The organism is Zavarzinia sp., from assembly GCF_041650655.1.
Lineage (GTDB): Bacteria > Pseudomonadota > Alphaproteobacteria > Zavarziniales > Zavarziniaceae > Zavarzinia.
This window is the reverse complement of the sequence record NZ_JBAZKR010000020.1, coordinates 22,110-41,954: the sequence shown is the minus strand read 5'-3', so window position 1 is coordinate 41,954 and position 19,845 is coordinate 22,110. Positions and strand designations below refer to the sequence as shown.

The 19,845-nt window shown below is 68.5% G+C and carries 21 protein-coding genes; 16 read left to right on the top strand and 5 right to left on the bottom strand.

What is annotated here, in order from left to right:
- Positions 1-37 precede the first annotated feature (37 nt).
- The 3 genes from argJ to mutT are packed head-to-tail and all read left to right on the top strand — an operon-like array spanning position 38 to position 2,220.
- Positions 38-1,285: a bifunctional glutamate N-acetyltransferase/amino-acid acetyltransferase ArgJ gene (argJ, locus tag WC493_RS06610; RefSeq protein ID WP_373063787.1), complete on the top strand. Its 1,248-nt coding sequence runs from the start codon at positions 38-40 to the stop codon at positions 1,283-1,285.
- On the top strand, positions 1,266-1,796 hold the full coding sequence (locus tag WC493_RS06605; protein ID WP_373063785.1) for a GNAT family N-acetyltransferase: 531 nt from the start codon (positions 1,266-1,268) through the stop codon (positions 1,794-1,796). The genes argJ and WC493_RS06605 overlap by 20 nt, the downstream gene beginning before the upstream one ends.
- 22 nt (positions 1,797-1,818) lie before the next feature.
- Positions 1,819-2,220, top strand: coding sequence for an 8-oxo-dGTP diphosphatase MutT (gene mutT, locus WC493_RS06600; protein ID WP_373063783.1), 402 nt, complete (start codon positions 1,819-1,821; stop codon positions 2,218-2,220).
- 123 nt (positions 2,221-2,343) lie between these two features.
- Here mutT and WC493_RS06595 read toward each other — a convergent pair whose 3' ends face one another.
- The gene (locus tag WC493_RS06595; RefSeq protein ID WP_373063781.1) at positions 2,344-3,681 is read right to left on the bottom strand and encodes a GAF domain-containing protein; all 1,338 of its coding nucleotides are present in this window, start codon (positions 3,679-3,681) and stop codon (positions 2,344-2,346) included.
- Positions 3,678-4,145, bottom strand: coding sequence for a hypothetical protein (locus WC493_RS06590; protein ID WP_373063779.1), 468 nt, complete (start codon positions 4,143-4,145; stop codon positions 3,678-3,680). The genes WC493_RS06595 and WC493_RS06590 overlap by 4 nt, the downstream gene beginning before the upstream one ends.
- 128 nt (positions 4,146-4,273) lie before the next feature.
- On the opposite strand from WC493_RS06590, the gene WC493_RS06585 reads away from it, so the two are divergent.
- Positions 4,274-4,948, top strand: a complete 675-nt coding sequence (locus tag WC493_RS06585) for a hypothetical protein (RefSeq protein WP_373063777.1) — start codon at positions 4,274-4,276, stop codon at positions 4,946-4,948.
- A 1-nt stretch (position 4,949) separates the two neighbouring features.
- Here the strand turns inward: WC493_RS06585 and WC493_RS06580 are convergent, their stop codons facing one another.
- Positions 4,950-5,870: a methyltransferase domain-containing protein gene (locus tag WC493_RS06580; RefSeq protein WP_373063775.1), complete on the bottom strand. Its 921-nt coding sequence runs from the start codon at positions 5,868-5,870 to the stop codon at positions 4,950-4,952.
- Between the two features lie 26 nt (positions 5,871-5,896).
- Here WC493_RS06580 and WC493_RS06575 point away from each other — a divergent pair, with 26 nt between their 5' ends.
- The 6 genes from WC493_RS06575 (at position 5,897) to WC493_RS06550 (ending at position 10,420) form a co-directional block, all read left to right on the top strand.
- Positions 5,897-6,658, top strand: coding sequence for a double zinc ribbon domain-containing protein (locus tag WC493_RS06575; RefSeq protein ID WP_373063773.1), 762 nt, complete (start codon positions 5,897-5,899; stop codon positions 6,656-6,658).
- Positions 6,659-6,713: 55 nt separating this feature from the next.
- A complete protein-coding gene (gene grxC / locus WC493_RS06570) occupies positions 6,714-6,974 on the top strand; it encodes a glutaredoxin 3 (RefSeq protein WP_373063811.1) in 261 nt (86 codons plus the stop codon).
- Between the two features lie 16 nt (positions 6,975-6,990).
- Positions 6,991-7,812, top strand: coding sequence for a carbon-nitrogen hydrolase family protein (locus WC493_RS06565; protein ID WP_373063771.1), 822 nt, complete (start codon positions 6,991-6,993; stop codon positions 7,810-7,812).
- Positions 7,812-8,801 carry a lysozyme inhibitor LprI family protein gene (locus WC493_RS06560; protein ID WP_373063769.1) on the top strand — a complete coding sequence of 330 codons (990 nt, stop codon included), beginning with the start codon at positions 7,812-7,814 and terminating at the stop codon, positions 8,799-8,801. Before WC493_RS06565 ends, WC493_RS06560 begins: the two co-directional genes overlap by 1 nt.
- 39 nt (positions 8,802-8,840) lie before the next feature.
- Positions 8,841-9,263: a DUF1178 family protein gene (locus WC493_RS06555; RefSeq protein ID WP_373063767.1), complete on the top strand. Its 423-nt coding sequence runs from the start codon at positions 8,841-8,843 to the stop codon at positions 9,261-9,263.
- 71 nt (positions 9,264-9,334) lie between these two features.
- A complete protein-coding gene (locus WC493_RS06550) occupies positions 9,335-10,420 on the top strand; it encodes an OmpA family protein (RefSeq protein ID WP_373063765.1) in 1,086 nt (361 codons plus the stop codon).
- A gap of 28 nt (positions 10,421-10,448) precedes the next feature.
- Here WC493_RS06550 and WC493_RS06545 read toward each other — a convergent pair whose 3' ends face one another.
- Both WC493_RS06545 and ubiG read right to left on the bottom strand, forming a co-directional pair.
- Positions 10,449-10,601 carry a hypothetical protein gene (locus WC493_RS06545; RefSeq protein ID WP_373063763.1) on the bottom strand — a complete coding sequence of 51 codons (153 nt, stop codon included), beginning with the start codon at positions 10,599-10,601 and terminating at the stop codon, positions 10,449-10,451.
- A complete protein-coding gene (ubiG, locus tag WC493_RS06540) occupies positions 10,598-11,347 on the bottom strand; it encodes a bifunctional 2-polyprenyl-6-hydroxyphenol methylase/3-demethylubiquinol 3-O-methyltransferase UbiG (protein ID WP_373063761.1) in 750 nt (249 codons plus the stop codon). Before ubiG ends, WC493_RS06545 begins: the two co-directional genes overlap by 4 nt.
- A 148-nt stretch (positions 11,348-11,495) precedes the next feature.
- Between ubiG and WC493_RS06535 the strand changes: the two genes are divergently transcribed.
- The 6 genes from WC493_RS06535 (at position 11,496) to hisS (ending at position 19,844) form a co-directional block, all read left to right on the top strand.
- On the top strand, positions 11,496-12,719 hold the full coding sequence (locus WC493_RS06535; protein ID WP_373063759.1) for an aspartate kinase: 1,224 nt from the start codon (positions 11,496-11,498) through the stop codon (positions 12,717-12,719).
- A 25-nt stretch (positions 12,720-12,744) separates the two neighbouring features.
- On the top strand, positions 12,745-13,821 hold the full coding sequence (locus WC493_RS06530; protein ID WP_373063757.1) for an NAD(P)H-dependent flavin oxidoreductase: 1,077 nt from the start codon (positions 12,745-12,747) through the stop codon (positions 13,819-13,821).
- Positions 13,822-13,878: 57 nt separating this feature from the next.
- Positions 13,879-16,089 (top strand): phosphoenolpyruvate--protein phosphotransferase, encoded by a 2,211-nt coding sequence (ptsP, locus tag WC493_RS06525; RefSeq protein ID WP_373063755.1) that lies wholly within the window; start codon positions 13,879-13,881, stop codon positions 16,087-16,089.
- Between the two features lie 187 nt (positions 16,090-16,276).
- Entirely contained in the window at positions 16,277-17,377 is a 1,101-nt protein-coding gene (locus WC493_RS06520; protein ID WP_373063753.1) for a helix-turn-helix domain-containing protein, read from the top strand.
- A 19-nt stretch (positions 17,378-17,396) separates the two neighbouring features.
- A complete protein-coding gene (gene ispG, locus WC493_RS06515; protein ID WP_373063751.1) occupies positions 17,397-18,521 on the top strand; it encodes a flavodoxin-dependent (E)-4-hydroxy-3-methylbut-2-enyl-diphosphate synthase in 1,125 nt (374 codons plus the stop codon).
- 78 nt (positions 18,522-18,599) lie between these two features.
- Positions 18,600-19,844: a histidine--tRNA ligase gene (hisS, locus tag WC493_RS06510; protein WP_373063749.1), complete on the top strand. Its 1,245-nt coding sequence runs from the start codon at positions 18,600-18,602 to the stop codon at positions 19,842-19,844.
- Position 19,845 lies beyond the last annotated feature (1 nt).

The following is a 19,845-nucleotide window of genomic DNA, read 5'->3' as shown; positions in this document are numbered from 1 at the left end:
CGTCCTGTCGCCAAGCCCAAGCCCGAGGAGAGATTCCATGGCCGGGGGGAAGACCCATTCCGTTTCGCCGCTCGCCCCTGAGGGGATGCCCGAATTGCCACCGATCGCCGGTGTCGAGATCGGCGCGATCGAAGCGGGCGTGCGCTACAAGGGCCGTACCGACCTGATGATGATGCGCTTCGCCACCGGCACGGTGGCGGCGGGCGTCTTCACCACGTCGAAATGCGCCTCGGCCCCGGTCGACTGGTGCCGTTCGATCCTGGGCAAGGGCGGTGCGCGCGCCGTCGTGGTGAATTCCGGCAACGCCAATGCCTTCACCGGCAAGGCCGGCGCCGCCGCGGCCAAGACGGTCGCTGTCGCCACCGCCAAGCTGGTGGGCTGCAAGGCCGATGCCGTCTATATGGCCTCGACCGGCGTGATCGGCGAAGTCCTGCCGGCGGAAAAGGTCACTGCCGCCCTGCCCAAGCTCGCCACCACGCTCCGCCCCGACCGCTGGGACGAGGCGGCGCGGGCGATCATGACCACCGACACCTTCCCCAAGGCGGCGGTGCGCAAGACCGACATCGACGGCAAGCCGGTCACTATCGTCGGCATCGCCAAGGGTTCGGGCATGATCGCACCGGACATGGCGACCATGCTCTCCTTCGTCGCGACCGACGCCACGATCCCGGGCGACGTGCTCCAGGCCCTGCTGGCCAAGGCGGCGGACAAGTCGTTCAATTCGATCACGGTCGACGGCGACACCTCGACCTCGGACACGCTGCTCGCCTTCGCCACGGGCAAGGGCGTCACCCACAAGCCGGTGACCAAGCTCGGCGACGCCCATTTCCGCCACTTCAAGGCGGCCTTCGAGGACTTGCTGGTCGAACTCGCCCAGCTCGTCGTGAAGGACGGCGAGGGGGCGCGGAAATTCGTCACCGTCACCGTGACCGGCGCCCAGTCGGCCAAGGCGGCGCGCAAGATCGCGCTCACCATCGCCAATTCGCCCCTGGTGAAGACCGCGATCGCCGGTGGCGACGCCAATTGGGGCCGCATCGTCATGGCCGTCGGCAAGTCGGGCGAGAAGGCCGACCGAGACAAGCTGACGATCAAGATGGGCGGCCGCTTGGTCGCCGAGAAGGGCGCCGTGCACCCCCGCCACGACGAGGCGGCGGCGACCGAGCACTTCAAGGGCACCGATATCGTGATCGAAGCCGATGTCGGCGTCGGCAAGGGTTCGGCCACGGTCTGGACCTGCGACCTGACCCACGGCTATATCGACATCAATGCCGACTACCGGAGCTGAGCGTCCGGCCGTCGTCCTGCGCCCGCTCGTCCCCGCCGATGCCGGGACGATCGGGCGCGACCTCGACGATTTCGAGATCGCGCGCTGGACGGCGCGCATCCCCCATCCTTATCCGCCGGGGGCTGCCGAAGCCTATCTGGCCGAGGCGGCGGCGTCGGACGAAGTGGGCAGCAGCCTGCACCGGGCGATCACGCTGGCGGGCGACGACACGCTGCTCGGCATCATCTCGCTCTTCGGCATGACGGGCGACGGCTCGGCCGAAGTCGGCTATTGGCTGGCCCGCCGCCATTGGGGCCGGGGCATCGCCGGGGAAGCGCTGCGCGCCCTGGTGGCGCTGGCAAGGGCGCGGGGATTGACGCGGCTCACCGCCCAGGTCATGACCGACAATGCGCGCAGCATCGGCGTCCTCACCGGGGCGGGCTTCGTCAAGGACGCGGGCTGGAGCGCCCCGCGTGAGAATGTCGTCGGCGTCCGCACCTGCGGCGCCGGCTATGTCCTCGATTTGGGGTAGTGGGATTGGTGCGGGGGAAGGCATGAACCGGATCGTCATCGTGACCGCGGCCGTGCTGGTCGATCCCGACCGCCGCATCCTGATCGCCAAGCGGCCGACGGGAAAATCGCTCGCCGGGCTCTGGGAATTCCCCGGCGGCAAGCTGGAGCCGGGCGAGAGTCCGGAACAGGCCCTGATCCGCGAGCTGGACGAAGAACTGGGCATCACCGTGCGCGAGCCCTGCCTCGCCCCGCTCACCTTCGCCAGCCACGCCTACGAGAAATTCCACCTGCTCATGCCGGTCTATGTCTGCCGGCGCTGGGAAGGCGTGCCGCAGGCGAAGGAACACGCCGAACTCGCCTGGGTCAACCGCATGAAGCTCGGCGACTATCCGATGCCACCCGCCGACCTGCCCCTGATCTCGGTGATCCAGGACCAGGTCTGAAGGCGCCGCAGCCTTCGTTTACCCTTACCGCCCCAACGCATCATGCCCGGGCTCGTCCCGGGCATCCACGTCGAGACGAGCCGCAGTTGCCGTGAATTCCCCGACGTTCTCGAGCATCTCCCCTCAAGTCACCACTTCGATCTCGGGCGTGCCGTCGAGTTCCAGGCGGATCTGGCCGCGGCCGGGGCGGCTCAGGCGGATCGGGGCGGCGCGTTCGTCGAGTCTTCGGCGCAGCAGGATCAGGCGGGTCTCCAGATTGTCCTTCACCTCCGGCAGGCGGAGCCGCGGGTCCATGCGGATCTCGCGGTTGGTGAAGTCGGTGCGCCCTTCGTCCAGATGGGCGCGCAGGAAATGGTGCAACAGGCGCCCGGGGATGCCGCGTACCAGATAGTCCTCGCCCAGGAAGATACTGTCGTCGAAGGGATAGTAGCGGATGCGGAGGCGACCCTCGGCCGGGACGGGCGGCGGGGCGGGCGCCGGAGCCGGGGCCTCGCCCGCCGCCGCTTCCTGGAGGGCGAGGCCGGCGGCCAGATGGCCCGCGACCAGGGCCAGGGCATTCTCGTCCTCCCGCGTGAAGGCGAAGCGCCGGGGCGATTCGGCGAAGACGAGACCGAGGAGCTGGCCGCGGCCGAGCAGGGGAATCGCCATTTGGCTCAAAGGCTCGGCCAGGCCCGGATAGGGCACGCTGTGCGTCTCGGCCGCCGTTTCCTGGCGCACGGCGGCGGCATAGCGCCGGCCCCGGCTGATGTCGGCCAGGCGAAGCGGCAGGCGCGCCTTGGCGGCGAGGCCGATGACGCCGTCGCCCAGCGCCACTTCGGCCCCGATGCCGAGGGTGTCGTAGCCGCGGCTCGCCATGACGGAAAGGCGGGTGCCGTCTTCGTCCGGGATCAGCACCATCATGTGTCCGATGCCGAAGTCATCCGCCATGCCCTGCAGCACGCGGTCGATCATGGCATCGGCGTCGCGGCAGGCGGCGATCTCGGCGGCGAGCCTGGTGCTGGCGGCCAGGCGGTCGGCGGCATCCGGCCCCGGCGGCGCCGGCGACCACAGCACGGAACTCGGCGCCGGCACCGGCTCCCAGGTCAGCACGCGGTAGATGTCGGCACTGCGGAGCGCCATCACCCCGGCCATGCCCTGCTGGGCCGACATGGCTTCGAGATGAAGCGCCATCCGCTCGAACAGGGGGCCTGCCGTCTTCGCTTCGACGAAGGCGATCTCGAGCAGGAATTGCTCGCCGCTCCGCCCGTCGACCACGATCAGCGCCGCCCGGCCGCCGGCCCGGACATTGGCCGCGGTCTTGCTGAAGAACTGGTTCGACAGGGCGACATGGCCGTCGTCCAGGTAATGGACGTGGGAGAGGTAGGAGACATTGGGCACGCCCATGCCGTCGACCGTGGCGATGATCGAAGGGATGACGCCTTCGAAACAGGCGGCGAGATCGCGTAAGCGGCGCCCGTTCATGGCGCGCCCTCCAGCAGGCTGCCGGCCCGCGGCCCCGGGGTCTGCACGAAGACGTCGGCCGGGCGGAAGCGAAGGCGCATCAGTCTTTCGTCGCCCATCCAGAAGGAAATCTGCCCCGGTGTCACGCCGAGCCCGGCCAGCACTGCGCCGACCTGACGGCGATAGGCCTGCGACCAGTCGTGATCCGCCGCCTCGGCCGGGGCGAGGGCGGTGACCGTGCCTTTGAGCTGGTAGGTCCGGTAATCGTCCGGCTTGACCACGGTAACCGCGACCGGCGCCCCGGGGGTCAGATTGGCGACCAGGCGCGGCCATTGCGCGGCCGAGACCATCGTATCCATCAGCCCGCCTGGCGCGCGCCGGTTGCCCAGGCCGCGGCCGATCGCCGGCAGAAGGGCGCCGTCGCGCGAAGCCAGAATGGTCATGACCGCACCTTCCGCGAAGGTGGCGATGCTGTCGTCGATCAAGGCTCCCCCTCCGGCCGATCCCGATAGGAGCAATTTAGGAAAAACGAACAGGACTTAGGAAGCATTTAGGAAGCCCCGGCCCGGGCAGGGGACTATCTGGATGGGCATCGACGAACAAGGAGGTTCCGATGTCTGCACGTCACGATTTCTATGGCCCGATCCACAAGGCGCTCCGCTTCGGCTCGACCGGGCTGCTGCTCCGCCTCGGCAATTGCGATGCCGGCGACGAGGCGGCGCGAGCGGCGCTCTGCGCCGATCTCCGCGCCCAGCTCGCCCTCGGGCGCGCTCATCTCGACCACGAGGAACGCCATCTGCACGGCGCCCTCGAAGCCCGCGCCCCCGGTGTGGCCCGCGTGCTGGAGGATCAGCACGGCCACCACCTGCTGCGCTTCGACCAGTTGGGCGAGCTGATCGCCGCCCTGGAAACCGCCCCGGCGGCGGGGCAAGCGGCGGCGGCCCAGGCCCTCTATCTCGCCTTTTCCGCCTTCATCGCGGAGGACTTCGCCCATATGCATGTCGAAGAGACGGTGACCCAGCCCCTGCTGCACGCCCATTTCAGCGACGACGAAATCCGCGCGATCGAGGGCGGCATCATCGCCAGCCTGACGCCGGAAGAAAACATCGCCTATATGCGCCTGATGCTGCCCGCCATGACCCCGGCCGAACGGCTCGGCATGCTGACCGGGATGCGGGCGGCAGCCCCGGCCGAAGCCTTCACCGCGGTGATCGAAATGGCGGCAAGGCCCTGCCTGCCGGCGCGGGATTTCGCCGATCTCGCCGCCGGTTTGGCGCTCGCCGCCTGAGCTAGCCGGCCTTGTCGCCGGTGCCGATTTCCGGGACGCCCAGCGCATCGGCCAGCCGATGGGTGGCGGTGCCACGGCGTTTCGGCACCGGCTGGTCGGGGCCGGGGGCCCAGCCGGTCAGGGTGACGATCTCGAAGGTCGCGGGGATGCGGCCGTCGGGGCCGGCGAAACGGGCCTGATATTCCTCGGCCAGGGCGAGCACGGTCTCGCGCCGCAAGGGCTTCCGCCGCCGCGCCGCCAGGGCGTTCTGCTCGCCCATGCCGCGGAGGTCGCGGATCAGGCCGAAGACGTCCCCATAGGTGACGGTGATCGTCTCGAGGTCGACGACCGGCATGGCGAAGCCGGCGCGCTGCATCAGGCCGGCGGCATCGCGAAGATCGACGAAGGGCGAGACATGGAGGGAGGCCGCGCCCTCGACCCGCGCCTCGGCGGCGAGGAAGGCCTGGCGGAGTTCGGTCAACGTGCCGCCGCCGATCATCGAGGCGGCGAAGAAACCGTCCGGCTTCAGGGCGTCGCGGATCTGCACCAGGGTGCCCGGCAGGTCGTTCACCCAGTGGAGCGAGGCGGCCGAGGCGATCAGGTCGAAGCTGCCGTCGGCAAAGGGCAGCCATTCCTCGTCCGCCACCAGCGCCGTACCGCCGGCCAGTTGCGCCATGGCGGGCGCCAGATCGGCGGAAATCACCGTATCGACCTTGCCGCTCGCCTTCAGATGGCGGCCGAGGGCGCCGTCGTGGCAGCCGAGGTCGAGGGCGAGGGGGAAGCGCCGGTCGATGTCCTGGATCCGGTCCGCCACCCGGTCGGCGATCTCGGCGAAGAGGAAATCGTGCTGGGCCAGGGTCGTGGCGGCCCGCGTCCGGTGGCGGGCGACCGCGCGGCGGTCGAACACCAGCATGTCGTCGGGGGTGGGCGGTGCTGCGCTCATGCGCCCTTCTATGGCACGATGCGGGCATGATCGCGAGGGGCTTGCAGCGATGGACGAAGCGGGGGGCGACGCGCCTTCTCGACTTCCTGTTGCCGCCGGTCTGCCTCGGCTGCGATGCCGGTGTCGATGCGCCGGGCCGGCTCTGCGCCGCCTGCTGGCCCAGGGTGGCCTTCATCTCGGCCCCGCTCTGCGTCTGTTGCGGCCTGCCCTTCGAACTGCCGGTACCGGCGGGTACGCTCTGCGCCGCCTGTATCGCGGCGCCGCCCCGTTTCGACCATGCCAGGGCGGCGGCGCGCTATGGCGGGCCGATTCGCGACCTGCTGCTCCGCTTCAAGCATGGCGACCGGCTGGATCTGGCACCCGCGCTCGGCCGGCTGCTGGTCCAGGCCGGCGCCGATTGTCTCGACGGCGCGGATGCCCTGGTCCCCGTTCCACTCCATTGGCAGCGCCGCCTGGCCCGCCGCTACAACCAGGCGGCCGAACTGGCGCGCCAGGTGGGCGCCTTGTCCGGCACGCCCGTCTGGCCGGACGTGCTGCTGCGCCGGCGGCCGACGCCGCCCCAGGGCCGGCTCGGCCGGCTCGCCCGCCTGCGTAACGTGGCGGGGGCCTTCGAGGTGGCGGCGGCGGCCAAGCCCCGGATCGCCGGGCGCCACCTCGTGCTGATCGACGACGTCTTCACCACCGGCGCTACTGCCGATGCCTGTTGCCGGGCGCTGAAGGCGGCCGGGGCCGCCCGCGTCGATCTCCTGACCGTGGCGCGGGTCGTCCATGCGGGAGATCCTGCTTGAGGATCTTTTCGCACTGCACCACGTTATTGGGGTGAAGCCGCCGGAGGGCCCGACCGTGACCGACGTCACCATCTATACGACCCAGATCTGCCCCTATTGCTACCGCGCCAAGCAGCTCCTCGCGGAAAAGGGCGTCACTTATCACGAGATCGACGTCTCGATGGACGCCGCCAAGCGCGCCGAGATGACGGAGCGCGCGGGCGGCCGCCGCACCGTGCCGCAGATCTTCATCGGCGCAACCCACGTCGGCGGTTGCGACGACCTTTATGCCCTTGATCGCGCGGGCAAGCTGGATACCCTCCTGAGCGCTGCCTGAGCCTCGGGAGTTTTTCATGTCCGTCCTGCGCGTTGCCTGTGTCCAGATCACCGCGGGACGGGACGTGGCCGCCAATGTCGAGACCGCGAGCCGGCTGATCCGCGCCGCCGCGGCCGACGGCGCCCGCCTGATCGCCACGCCCGAGATGACCTCGCTCATGGAGCGGGACAAGAAGGCGATGCGCCCCAAGATCCGGACCGAGGACGAGGACCAGGCGCTGCCCGCCTTCCGCGCCCTGGCGGCCGAACTCGGCGTGCATCTGCTGATCGGCTCCCTGCCGATCGACGTGGGGCAGGACAGGCTGGCCAACCGGGCCTTCCTGATCGATCCCGCAGGCGCGATCAAGGCGCGCTACGACAAGATCCACATGTTCGACGTCGACCTGCCGGGGGGCGAGAGTTTCCGCGAAAGCGCCTCCTACCGCCCGGGCGAGCGCGCCGTGGTGGCCGAGGTCGAGGGTGCCAAACTGGGCCTGACGATCTGCTACGACCTTCGCTTCGCCACGCTCTACCGAAGGCTGGCCCAGGGCGGGGCGGAGATCCTGGCGGTGCCCGCCGCCTTCACCAGGATCACCGGCGAAGCCCATTGGCATGTCCTCCAGCGCGCCCGCGCGATCGAGACCGGCTGTTTCGTGATCGCGCCGGGCCAGACCGGCACCCATGAGGACGGCCGCCAGACCTACGGCCATTCCCTGATCATCGATCCCTGGGGCGTGGTGCTGGCCGACGGCGGCACCGAGGTGGGCTTCGTCGCCGCCGATCTCGACCTCGACCTGGTCGGGACGGCACGCGGCCGGATCCCGGCCCTGAAGCACGACCGTCTGTTCGAGGGGCCGTGATGCGCCTGCTTCCGCTCGCCACTGTCGCCGCGGTGCTGGCCGCTCCCGGCGCCGCCCTCGCCTTCGACTGCACCAAGGCGAAGACCGACATCGAAAAGGCGATCTGCGCCGATCCCGCCGCCAAGGCCGCGGACGATGCCATGTCGGCCGCCTATGCCGCGGCCAAGGCCCTGCTCGACGCCGAGCAGCAGAAGGCCCTGCGTGACGATCAGCGCGACTGGGTGAAGCGCCGGAACGATATCTGCATGACCTATCCCGACCAGGGCCAGGCGACGCCGGATGCCGAATGCCTGGCACGCATGGCGACTGACCGGGCCGGACTCCTCTCGGCTGCGCCGGTCTTCGCCGGGCCGGACGCGCCGCGCTTCGCGCCGGTGATCCTGCGCGACGTCGACGAAGCGGCCCAGCTCGAGGTCTCGATCATCCGGCCCCAGGTGGTCGAGCCGCAGACGCCCGCGATGAACCAGTTGAACGGCCTCCTGGCCAAGGCGGCCGGCGCCAGCGAGACCGACATCGGCTCCGAGGAAGGGCCGTATGGCCGGATCGTCGGCTATCGCATCGGCTATGCCTCGGGGCGTTTCGTCTCGGTCGATTTCGACATCTACGAATATACCGGCGGCGCCCACGGCATGAGTTACAACGTGGTGGTCAATTTCCTGCCCGAGGCGGGGCGCGCCCTGAAGCTCGACGACGTGATCGACGCCAAGGGCAAGGCCGCCCTGATCCCGCTCTGCCGCGCCTCGGTCACGGCCGAAAAACACAAGCGCGAAGTCCCGGAAGAGCTGATCGCGGATTCCCTCGGCGACGAGGCACTGGCCGACGGCATCGGCGACATCGCCAACTGGGGCTTCGACGGCGACGGCGTTCGCATCCACTACGCGCCCTATGCCCTCGGCTCCTATGCCGAAGGCGGCTACGACTGCACGCTCTCCTGGGCCGCGCTGAAACCCCTGACCAAGGCGGACGCCCCTCTGCCGTTCGACAGATAGGGCCTTGCCAAAGCGGCTTCGCGCCGTCACATCAAGGACATGATCGTCTACGACCTCGGCTGTCCCGAGGGCCATGTCTTCGAGGCATGGTTCAAGGACAGCGCCACATTCGAGAAACAGGCCCGCCAGGGCAAGGTCGCCTGCCCCACCTGCGGCGCGACCAAGGTGACGCGCGGCCCCCAGGCGACCAATGTCGCGACCGGCGTCAGCCGCGAGAAATCGGCCAAGGCGGCCGAGCAGCAGGCCGAGATGCGCGCCGCGCTCAAAGAATTGCGGAAGGCGGTCGAGACCAATTGCGACTATGTCGGCGACCGTTTCGCCGACGAGGCGCGCAAGATCCATCACGGTGAGGCCGAATCCCGCGGCATCTACGGCGAGACCACGCCGGAAGAAGCCAAGGCGCTCGACGACGAGGGCGTGCCCATCGCCCGCATTCCCTGGATCGAACGGGAAGACGCCTGAGGCGCCATTGCTGGCGCCCCGGCGCCGGGGTAGCGTCTTCCCCCTGCCGAACCGGGGGAAGCCAGCAGATCATGCCGATTCGTTTCACGCGTTTCGCGGGCGCCGTCGCGGCCGCGCTGCTGTCCTGCGTCGCCGCGCAGGCCGCCTTGGCCGACGACGAGATCGAACCCAGGCTGAAGAAAGTGCTGACCAGCGACGCGCCGAAGTCGGCGGACAATCCGCTGACCGGGCGCTATGGCGGCTCCGTCATCCTGTCGCAGACCAAGAAGCCTTTCGACGAATTGCTGCTGCCGTCGAGCCCGGCGCTCGGCAAGAGCTATTCCAGCCCCGCCTGGGACAAGCGCGAGCGGGCGGAAGGCCAAGTCACCCGCACGATCTATCTGATCAACGAGGAACGTTCGACCCTCGAGGTGTTGCGCAATTTCACCGATGCGCTGACCGCCAAGGGCTTCGAGATCGCCTTCCAATGCGCCGCCGAGGATTGCGGCGAAGCCTTCCCGAGCCTGAAATATTCCTGGGACAACAAGCAGGCGCTGGTGGTCGGCTCGGGCTACGACAATGCCCGCCAGTCGTTCATCCCGGCCGTGTTCGACTATGTGAAGGATGTCCGCTACGCCCTTCTCAAGAAGGTGGCGCCGGAGGGCACCTCGCTGGTCGGTGTCTATACGGTGGTGATGACCGGGGGCAGCAACGGCAACATCAGCCATGCCCTGACCAATACCACCCAGGTCCTGCTCGAAGTGGTCGAGCCCAAGCCGATGGAGCGGCGGATCGAGACCGTGAAGGCGGCCGAGATCGGCAGCAAGCTGGGCGGCGAGGGCAGGGTGGTCTTCTACGGCATCTATTTCGATTTCGACAAGGCGGAGCTGAAGCCGGAATCGGAGCCCCAGCTCGCCGAAATGGCCAAATTCCTGACCGACAACCCGACCGCCAAGGTCTATGTCACTGGTCATACCGACAACAAAGGCGGGCTCGACTACAACCTCGCCCTCTCGGAGCGCCGGGCCAAGGCGGTGGTCGCCGCCCTCGTCTCCAAATACGGCATCGCGCCCGCCCGCCTGACCCCGAAGGGCCTCGGCCCGCTCGCACCGCTCGCCTCCAATGCGAGCGAAGACGGCCAGGCCAAGAACCGCCGGGTCGAGATGGTGCTGCAGTAGGGTGCGCCGCGCTACCGGCTTGCCGGCTTTACGGCTTGCTGGTGCCGGCGGCAGAGTCGTCCGGGTCGACTACCGGCGCATCCGGCCTGCCCAGGTCGGCATAGGCCCGGCGATCGGCGTCGCTGGCCCATTCGATGAACGTTTCGAACGGATCCGGGTCCGGAAGTGGTTCGTCGCTCATGGCCGGACCGCGAAGACCATGTAGTTCACGTCCATGTCGCGCGACAGACGCCATTCGTCGGCCAGCGGGTTGTAGCTGACGCCGGTCGAGCCGCGGGTCTCGAGGCCGGTCGGGCGGAGTGCGGCGGCGAGTTCGCTCGGCTTCACGAATTTGTTGAAATGGTGGGTGCCGCGGGGCAGCCAGCGGAGCACGTATTCGGCGCCGACGATGGCCAGGGCGAAGGCCTTGGGGGTGCGGTTCAAGGTCGCGGTCACCATGACGCCGCCGGGCTTCACCATGCTGGCGCAGGCCGCCATGAAGAGGTTCAGGTCGGCGACATGCTCGACCACCTCCATGTTCAGCACGATGTCGAATCGCTCGCCCGCACGGGCCAGGTCCTCGGCCGTGGTGCAGCGGTAATCGATCGGCAGGCCCGATTGTTCGGCGTGCAGGGCGGCGACCTTGACGTTCTTTTCCGAGGCGTCGGCCCCCACCACCTCGGCCCCGAGGCGCGCCATGGGTTCCGACAGGAGCCCGCCGCCGCAGCCGATGTCGAGCAGGCGGAGCCCGGCGAAGGGCTTCAGATCCGCCGCCGGGCGGCCGAAATGGCGGCCGATCGTCTCGCGCAGATAGGCGAGGCGGGTCGGGTTGAACTTGTGCAGCGGCTTGAACTTGCCCGCGGGGTCCCACCATTCCTCGGCGATGGCCGAGAATTGGGCGACCTCGCCGGGGTCGATCGTGGTGCGTGCGTTCGCTTCGCCTGCCATTTGGGTCGTCCGTTCAATCATCGGGCCAATCATCGGGCAGCCGCCTTGCCTCTGGGCGGCACGGGGGATATGTATACGCGCCTTTTGCGGCCGGCCAGTCTTCTCCGATGGCCGGTCTTGCCTGCATCGCCTTGGAGTTACCACGCGCATGGCACGCCTGGTCCTGAAATTCGGCGGCACGTCCGTCGGCACTGTCGAACGCATCAAGAATGTGGCGCGTCGGGTCAAAGCCGTGGTCGACGCCGGCAACGAAGTCGCCGTCGTGGTTTCCGCCATGTCGGGCGAGACCAACAAGCTGGTCGGCTACTGCCGCGACATCGCCCCCCTGCACGACGCCCGCGAATATGACGCGGTGGTCGCCAGCGGCGAGCAGGTGACCGCCGGCCTCCTGGCGATCGCGCTTCAGGAACTCGGCGTCTCGGCCCGCTCCTGGGCCGGCTGGCAGGTCCCGATCGAGACCGACGGCGCCCATGGCTCGGCCCGCATCGAGCGGATCGACACCGCCGAGATCGAGCGCCGCATGAAGGAAGGCCAGGTCGCCGTGGTGGCCGGCTTCCAGGGCATCGGGCCGGATCACCGGATCACCACGCTCGGCCGCGGCGGTTCGGACACTTCGGCGGTGGCGCTGGCGGCGGCCATGAAGGCCGATCGCTGCGACATCTACACCGATGTCGACGGGGTCTATACGACCGATCCGCGGATTGTCGAGAAGGCCCGTAAGCTTGATAAGATCACTTACGAAGAGATGCTGGAAATGGCGTCGGTCGGCGCCAAGGTTCTACAGATCCGTTCGGTCGAGATGGCGATGAAGCATCGCGTCCGCGTTCAGGTTCTGTCGAGCTTCGAGGACAAGCCCGGCACGCTGGTGGTTGACGAGGACGAAATCGTGGAACAGGAACTCATCTCCGGCATCGCCTACAGCCGCGACGAGGCGAAGGTCACGGTGCTCAAGGTCGCCGACCGGCCGGGCGTCGCCGCCGCCGTCTTCGGCCCGCTCGCCGATGCCAATGTGAATGTCGACATGATCGTCCAGAACGTCGCCGACGACGGCAAGACGACCGACGTCACCTTCACCGTGGGCAAGGCCGACCTCGCGCTGGCGATCAAGGTTCTGCAGGACAACCGCGAGAAGATCGGCTTCCGCGACCTGCACACCGACGGCAATGTGGCCAAGATCTCGGTCATCGGCGTCGGCATGCGCAGCCACGCCGGCATCGCCCGCCAGATGTTCACCACGCTGGCGGAAAAGGGCATCAACATCCAGGTCATCTCGACCTCGGAAATCAAGATCAGCGTGCTGGTGGCGGCGGAATATACCGAACTCGCCGTCCGCGCCCTGCACACCGCCTATGGGCTCGATGCCGCCGCTTGAGCGGCCCTGTTCTGAAGGAAGTACGATGACCCAAGCGGGCAGCGGTCGCACGGTTCTGGATCGGCTCTGGCAGCGGGGCCGGGAATTCCTGGGCACGGAGACCGCCATCATGGGCGGCGCCATGTCCTGGGTTTCCGAACGCCACCTGGTCTCGGCGATCTCCAATGCCGGCGGCTTCGGCGTGATCGCCTGCGGCGCCATGACCCCCGCCCTGTTGGAGGCGGAGATCGCGGGCACCCAGGCGCTGACCAAGAAGCCCTTCGGCGTCAACCTGATCACCATGCATCCCCAGCTCGACGAGCTGGTCGACGTCTGCATCGCGGCCAAGGTCGGCCATGTGGTGCTGGCCGGCGGCCTGCCGCCCAAGACCGCGATCGACAAGGTGAAGGCGGCGGGCGCCAAGGTGATCTGCTTCACGCCGGCGCTGTCGCTCGGCAAGAAGCTGGTCCGTTCCGGCGTCGACGCCCTGGTGATCGAAGGCATGGAAGCGGGCGGCCACATCGGTCCGGTCTCGACCGCCGTGCTGGCCCAGGAGATCCTGCCCGAGATCCGCGAAGTGCCGATCTTCGTCGCCGGCGGCATCGGCCGGGGCGAGGCGATCGCCATGTATCTCGAACTCGGCGCCGCGGGCGTGCAACTCGGCACCCGCTTCGTCTGCGCGACCGAATCGATCGCGCACCCCAATTTCAAGAAGGCCTTCATCCGCGCCGCCGCCCGCGACGCGATTCCCTCCGTCCAGCTCGATCCGCGCTTCCCCGTCATTCCCGTCCGCGCCTTGCAGAATCAGGGCACGCGCCGCTTCATGGAGACCCAGGCCGATGTCGTGGCACGGTTCAACCGGGGCGAAGTGGACAAGGATGCCGCCATGCTGGAGATCGAGCATTTCTGGGCCGGCGCGCTGCGCCGCGCGGTGATCGACGGCGACGTCGAGAACGGCTCGCTGATGGCCGGCCAGTCGGTCGGCATGGTGACGCGCGAACAGCCGGCGGCGGAGATCATCCAGGAGCTGGTGACCCAGGCGGCCGATGCGCTGGCCTCCCGCCTGGCGCTCCACGCGGTCGCTCCCGACGTGGGCGCGGCTCCGACGCCGCTCCGGGCCTGAGCCATGGCGGGCGCGGTGGGCGGCCCCCGTGTCCTCCTTCGGCGCCTGCGTGAAGTCATGGCGGGGCCGGGGACGGCCCAGGAGCGCCTGGACAAGATCGTGCGCAACATCGCGGCCAACATGGTCGCCGACGTGTGCTCGATCTATCTGCTGCGCTCGGGCTCCCGGCTCGAACTCTTCGCCACCGAGGGCCTGAATCCCGAGGCGGTGCACAAGGCCTTCCTCAAGGTGGGCGAGGGCCTGGTCGGTACCATTGCCGAGACCGCGCTGCCGCTGAGCCTGCCGGACGCCCAGTCGCATCCCAAGTTCGCCTATCTGCCGGAGACCGGTGAAGAGATCTATCACTCCCTGATGGGCGTGCCGATCATCCGGGCCGGTCGCGTCGTCGGCGTCGTCGTCGTGCAGAACCGCACCATGCGGGAATACGACGAAGACGAGATCGACGCCCTGCAGACCATCGCCATGGTGCTGGCCGAACTGGTCGGCCAGGGCGATCTGGTCGATCCGGCCGAATATACCGCGGTCGATTCGAGGCGTTCCGAACCCTATATCTACGACGGCGTCGGCCTCGCCGAAGGCTTGGCCATGGGCGTCGCCGTGCTGCACGAGCCGCGCGTCGCGGTCGATCGCCTGATCGCCGAGGATCCCCAGGCCGAACTCAATCGCCTCGCCACCGCCATCTCCTCGCTGCGTCGGCGTATCGATGCCATGCTGGCGGACGAGGACATGGTGCCGGCGGGCGAGCACCGCGACATCCTCGAAACCTATCGCATGTTCGCCCACGATCGCGGCTGGCGCGACAAGATCGAGGAAGCGATCAAGTCCGGCCTGACAGCGGAAGCCGCGGTCGAGCGCGTGCAGATGGAAACCCGCGCCCGCATGGGCTCGGTCACCGATCCCTATCTGCGCGAGCGCCTGTCGGACCTCGAAGACCTGGCCAATCGGCTGATGCGCCACCTGGTCGGCAAGTCCGAGACGGCGGCCGGCGAGGTCCTGCCGGAAGAGGCGATTCTGATCGCCCGCACCATGGGCCCGGCCGAACTGCTCGACTACGACCGTTCGCGCCTCAAGGCCGTGGTGATGGAGGAGGGCTCGCCGACCAGCCATGTGGCAATCGTCGCCCGCGGCTTAGGCATTCCCCTGGTCGGCGGCTGCGAGCGGGTGCTGGAGCGGATCGAGCCGGGCGACGTGGTGGTGGCCGACGGCGACACCGGCCAGGTCATCTTCCGTCCTTCTCCCGAAGTCTCGGCTGCGTTTGCCGAGAACCTGCGTATCCGGGTCGAGCGGCGCGCGGAATATGCCCAGTACCGCAACATGCCGGCGGTCTCGCGGGACGGGATCGCCGTCAAGCTCTATATGAACGCCGGCCTGCACGTCGACCTGCCGCACCTGGACGAGACCGGGGCGGACGGCATCGGCCTGTTCCGGACCGAGCTCCAGTTCATGGTCTCGGCCACCATGCCCAGGCTGGCCGCCCAGATCGAGCTTTATGCCCAGGTCCTGAACGCGGCCGGCGAGCGCCCGGTGATCTTCCGTACCCTCGATGTCGGCGGCGACAAGGTGTTGCCTTATATGGTCGGCCAGCGGGAAGAGAATCCGGCGCTGGGCTGGCGCGCAATCCGCCTGGTGCTCGACCGGCCGGCGCTGCTCCGCTACCAGCTCCGCGCGCTCCTGATCGCGGGCGCCGGCAAGACGCTGTCGGTCATGTTCCCGATGGTCGCCGACGTCGCCGAATTCCGCCAGGCGCGCCAGATCCTCGAGGTCGAACGGCGCCGGCTCGAACGCCTGGGGCGGCCGCTGCCGGCGGCGATCCGGGTCGGTACCATGCTTGAAGTGCCGGCGCTCGCTTATCAGTTGCCGGCCCTGCTGCCGCTGGTCGATTTCATCTCGATCGGCTCGAACGACCTGCTGCAGTTCTTTTTCGCGGCCGACCGGGGCAATCCCAAGGTGTCCGGGCGCTACGACCTATTGGCGCCGTCGGCGCTCAAGCTGCTGCGCGACATCTGCGCCACCTGCACCGCGGCCGACGTGCCGGTCTCGCTCTGCGGCGAAATGGCCGGGCGGCCGCTCGAAGCCATGGCGTTGTTCGGCTTGGGCTTCCGCTCGATTTCGATGAACGCGGTGTCGATCGGGCCGGTGAAGGCGATGCTGCGCGGCTTGAACGTCGGCGAGTTCCGCGCCTACCTCGAAAGGTTGATCGACGGGCCCGATCGCACGCTGCGCGGCAAGATCGAGAGTTTTGCGCGCGACCACGGCGTCGCCATCTGAGTGGCGTCTTTGTCGCAGCCGTAAGTGTATGATGAAACGGGCGATTAACCGAGTTGCGTTCATGTGCCGACCTTCTTATGTTGGCGGCAGCTTTCTCGAAGGGTCGAGGTCGTTCGCCGGGGCGGCCTGAATCAGTCATCCGGTTGTCATGCGTTATTTCGCCGACCGGGGCGTTGCGAGAGTTTCGATGGCACAGGGCAGACGTAAGCCGTATCTGGTTCAGCCGGATGTCGAAGTTCCGGCTGAGGAATCCTATTATTCCGGTGTCGGCGCCCAGCTTCGGGAGGCGCGCCAGTCCTATGGCCGCACCACGGCCGAGATTGGTGCTGCGCTGCGGATCAAGCCCGCCCATCTCGACGCTCTCGAAAGGGGCGAGACGGAGGGCACGCCGGGGCTGACCTATGCTCTCGGCTATCTCCGCTCCTACGCGACCTTCCTCGGCCTCGACGGCGAGGCGGCAGTGGCCGCCTTCAAGGCGGAGCTGAACCGCACCCCGGAGCCGCAACCGCTGAATTTCCCGGCTCCGGTCCAGGAAGCCAAATTCCCGACCGGGCGCGTGCTCTCGCTCTCGATCGTACTCCTGGTGCTGGTCTACGGCGGCTATTACTACGTCTCGCGCACCAATACGCTGCCGGCCGAAGTGGTGCCCTCGGTACCTGCCGAACTGGCCGATGCGCCCGCGCCCCAGCCGGGTCCGGGGGCGGTCGCCGCGGCGGCCCCAGCCGTGCAGGCGCCCGCGTCCAATGATCCGACCTCGGCCTATGCCGCCCAGATGCCGGCCCCGGCCGCTGAACCGGCGTCCAGCGCCGCCGTCTCCATCACCCCGACCCTGCCGGCGTTGACCGTGGCACCGGGCGCGCCTGCGGTGCCGGGTGCCTTGCCCAGTGTGGTGGCGGCCCCTCCGGGCTCGATGCCCACGCCGCTGCCGACCGATGTCGCGGCCCCGCCGCCGGCCGCCGCTCCGGCGCCGGTGACCACTGCCGCCACCACCCATGTGCCATCGCCCAATGCCGAAGGCCGGGTCGTGTTGAAGGCGACCGACGCCGCCTGGGTCCAGGTCCAGGGGGCGGGCAACGAAATCCTCTTCACCAAGATCCTGCGCGCGGGCGACACTTACGTGGTGCCTGCCCGGCCGGATGTCGTTCTCGTCACCGGCAATGCGGGCGCGGTCGAAGTGATCGTCGACGGCAAGTCGCTCGGTAGCCTCGGGGCCATCGGGCAGGTGCGCCGCAACGTGCCGCTCGATCCCGAGAAACTGCTGGAAGGCGCCGCCAAGCCGCCGGCTTGAGGCGCGGGACGTTGACCCCATGACCGTGCGCGCCTATCGCCAGATCGTCCGCCGCAAGAGCCGGCAGATCATGGTCGGCTCCGTGCCCGTGGGCGGCGATGCGCCGATCTCGGTGCAGACCATGACCAATACGGTCACCGCCGACGTCGAAGGCACCATCGCCCAGATCCGCGCGGCCGAGGCCGCGGGGGTGGACATCGTCCGCGTCTCCTGCCCGGACGAGGATGCCACCAAGGCGCTCAAGGCGATCGTCAAGGCATCCGCGGTACCGGTCGTCGCCGATATCCATTTCCACTACAAGCGCGCGATCGAGGCGGCGGAAGCCGGCGCCGCGTGTCTCCGCATCAATCCGGGCAACATCGGCTCGGCCGCGCGCGTCCGCGAGGTCGTGCAGGCGGCCAAGGACCATGGCTGCTCGATGCGGATCGGCGTCAATGCGGGCTCGCTCGAACGCGAGCTCCTGGAGCGCTATGGCGAGCCTTGCCCCGAGGCCATGGTCGAATCCGCGCTCAACCACGCCAAGATCCTGGAAGACAACGACTTCACCGAATTCAAGATCAGTGTGAAGGCGTCCGACGTGTTCCTGGCCGTGGCCGCCTATCAGGGCCTGGCGGAGGCTTGCGACTATCCCCTCCACCTCGGCGTGACCGAGGCGGGCGGCCTCATCACCGGTACGGTGAAAAGTTCGATCGGCATCGGCTCCCTGCTCTGGGCCGGCATCGGCGACACGATCCGCGTCTCCCTCTCGGCCGAGCCGGTCGAGGAAGTGAAGGTCGGCTTCGAGATCCTGAAGGGGCTCGGCCTCCGGCACCGCGGCGTTTCCATCGTCTCCTGCCCGTCCTGCGCCCGCCAGGCGTTCCAGGTGATCAAGACGGTCGAAGTGCTGGAAAAGCGCTTGGCGCATATCTCGACGCCGATCACGCTCTCGATCATCGGTTGCGTGGTGAACGGGCCGGGCGAAGCGCGCGAGACCATGCTGGGCGTCACCGGCGGCGGCAACGGCAATCACATGGTCTATGTGAACGGGTTGACCGACCACAAGGTGACCGACGGCGACCTGATCGACCATGTCGTCGAGCTGGTCGAGAAGCGCGCGGCCGAGATCGAAGCGACGAAAAACGCGGCTCCCGCAGCCGCCGAATAGCGATACAAACCGAATTCACGGGCCATGGCGGGGCGGGATCCCGCCGTGGCCGAAGCCTTTGGATATTCGAGGACCATCATGGCAGCGCTGCAATCCGTTCGCGGGACCCACGACCTTCTGGGCGAGGACGCGCGGCGCCATGCCCATATCGTGGCGACCTTCAAGGATGTCGCGACCTCTTACGGCTTCCAGGAAATCGAGACGCCGATCTTCGAATTCACCGAAGTCTTCCACCGGACCCTGGGCGAGACTTCGGACGTCGTCTCGAAGGAGACCTATACTTTCACCGACCGGGGCGGCGAGTCGCTGACGCTGCGCCCGGAGATGACCGCCGGCATCGCCCGCGCCTTCATCTCGGGCGGGCTCGCCAAGGACCTGCCGCTGAAACTGTTCGGCCACGGCCCGATGTTCCGCTACGAGCGGCCGCAGAAGGGCCGGCTTCGCCAGTTCCACCAGGTCGACATCGAGCTCTTGGGTGTCGCCGAGCCGGCGGCCGACATCGAGGTGCTGGCCCTCGGCCATGATTTCCTGCATGCCCTCGGCCTCGGCGCGCGGGTCGAGCTCCGCCTCAACACGCTCGGCGATACCGAGAGCCGGCTCGCCTATCGCCAGGCCCTGATCGACTATTTCTCGGCCCATAAGGACAGGCTCTCGGAAGACAGCCTGAAGCGCCTCGAGCGCAACCCGATGCGCATCCTCGATTCGAAGGACGAGGGGGACCGGGTGATCGTCGCCGATGCCCCGCGCCTGCAGGATTATCTGAACGAAGCCTCCGCCGAATTCTTCGCCAAGGTGAAGGCGGGGTTGGATGCCCTCGGTATTCCCTATGTCGTCGACGAGCGCCTGGTGCGCGGGCTCGACTATTACAGCCACACGGCCTGGGAATTCGTGACGACCGACCTCGGCTCCCAGGGCACGGTGCTGGGCGGCGGGCGCTACGACGGGTTGATCGCGCTGATGGGCGGGCCGCAGACCGCGGGCATCGGCTTCGCCGCCGGCATCGAGCGCCTGGCCATGATGATCGCGCCGCCCCCGGCCCCGGCCCGGGCGCTCACCGTCGTCGCGATCGGGCAGGCGGCCGAGGCGGAGGCGCTGCGCCTCGTGCACCGGCTGCGCCGGGCCGGCTTCGTGGTCGACCAGACCTATCGCGGCAATGTCGGCAAGCGGCTGGAACGGGCCTCGAAGAACGGCGCCCGTGTCGCCCTGCTGCTGGGTGACGAGGAACTGGCCAATGGCGTCGTCAAGCGCCGCGACCTCGACACGCGGGACGAGGCGGCGATCCCGCTCGCCGATGTCGAGGCCGCGCTGGCGGCCTATCGCTGAT

Coding starts and splice junctions, on each gene's coding strand:
- argJ (WP_373063787.1), top strand. CDS start 38: ATGGCCGGGGGGAAGACCCATTCCGTTTCGCCGCTCGCCCCTGAGGGG.
- WC493_RS06605 (WP_373063785.1), top strand. CDS start 1,266: ATGCCGACTACCGGAGCTGAGCGTCCGGCCGTCGTCCTGCGCCCGCTC.
- mutT (WP_373063783.1), top strand. CDS start 1,819: ATGAACCGGATCGTCATCGTGACCGCGGCCGTGCTGGTCGATCCCGAC.
- WC493_RS06595 (WP_373063781.1), bottom strand. CDS start 3,681: ATGAACGGGCGCCGCTTACGCGATCTCGCCGCCTGTTTCGAAGGCGTC.
- WC493_RS06585 (WP_373063777.1), top strand. CDS start 4,274: ATGTCTGCACGTCACGATTTCTATGGCCCGATCCACAAGGCGCTCCGC.
- WC493_RS06580 (WP_373063775.1), bottom strand. CDS start 5,870: ATGAGCGCAGCACCGCCCACCCCCGACGACATGCTGGTGTTCGACCGC.
- WC493_RS06575 (WP_373063773.1), top strand. CDS start 5,897: ATGATCGCGAGGGGCTTGCAGCGATGGACGAAGCGGGGGGCGACGCGC.
- WC493_RS06565 (WP_373063771.1), top strand. CDS start 6,991: ATGTCCGTCCTGCGCGTTGCCTGTGTCCAGATCACCGCGGGACGGGAC.
- WC493_RS06560 (WP_373063769.1), top strand. CDS start 7,812: ATGCGCCTGCTTCCGCTCGCCACTGTCGCCGCGGTGCTGGCCGCTCCC.
- WC493_RS06555 (WP_373063767.1), top strand. CDS start 8,841: ATGATCGTCTACGACCTCGGCTGTCCCGAGGGCCATGTCTTCGAGGCA.
- WC493_RS06550 (WP_373063765.1), top strand. CDS start 9,335: ATGCCGATTCGTTTCACGCGTTTCGCGGGCGCCGTCGCGGCCGCGCTG.
- WC493_RS06545 (WP_373063763.1), bottom strand. CDS start 10,601: ATGAGCGACGAACCACTTCCGGACCCGGATCCGTTCGAAACGTTCATC.
- ubiG (WP_373063761.1), bottom strand. CDS start 11,347: ATGGCAGGCGAAGCGAACGCACGCACCACGATCGACCCCGGCGAGGTC.
- WC493_RS06535 (WP_373063759.1), top strand. CDS start 11,496: ATGGCACGCCTGGTCCTGAAATTCGGCGGCACGTCCGTCGGCACTGTC.
- WC493_RS06530 (WP_373063757.1), top strand. CDS start 12,745: ATGACCCAAGCGGGCAGCGGTCGCACGGTTCTGGATCGGCTCTGGCAG.
- ptsP (WP_373063755.1), top strand. CDS start 13,879: ATGGCGGGGCCGGGGACGGCCCAGGAGCGCCTGGACAAGATCGTGCGC.
- WC493_RS06520 (WP_373063753.1), top strand. CDS start 16,277: ATGGCACAGGGCAGACGTAAGCCGTATCTGGTTCAGCCGGATGTCGAA.
- ispG (WP_373063751.1), top strand. CDS start 17,397: ATGACCGTGCGCGCCTATCGCCAGATCGTCCGCCGCAAGAGCCGGCAG.
- hisS (WP_373063749.1), top strand. CDS start 18,600: ATGGCAGCGCTGCAATCCGTTCGCGGGACCCACGACCTTCTGGGCGAG.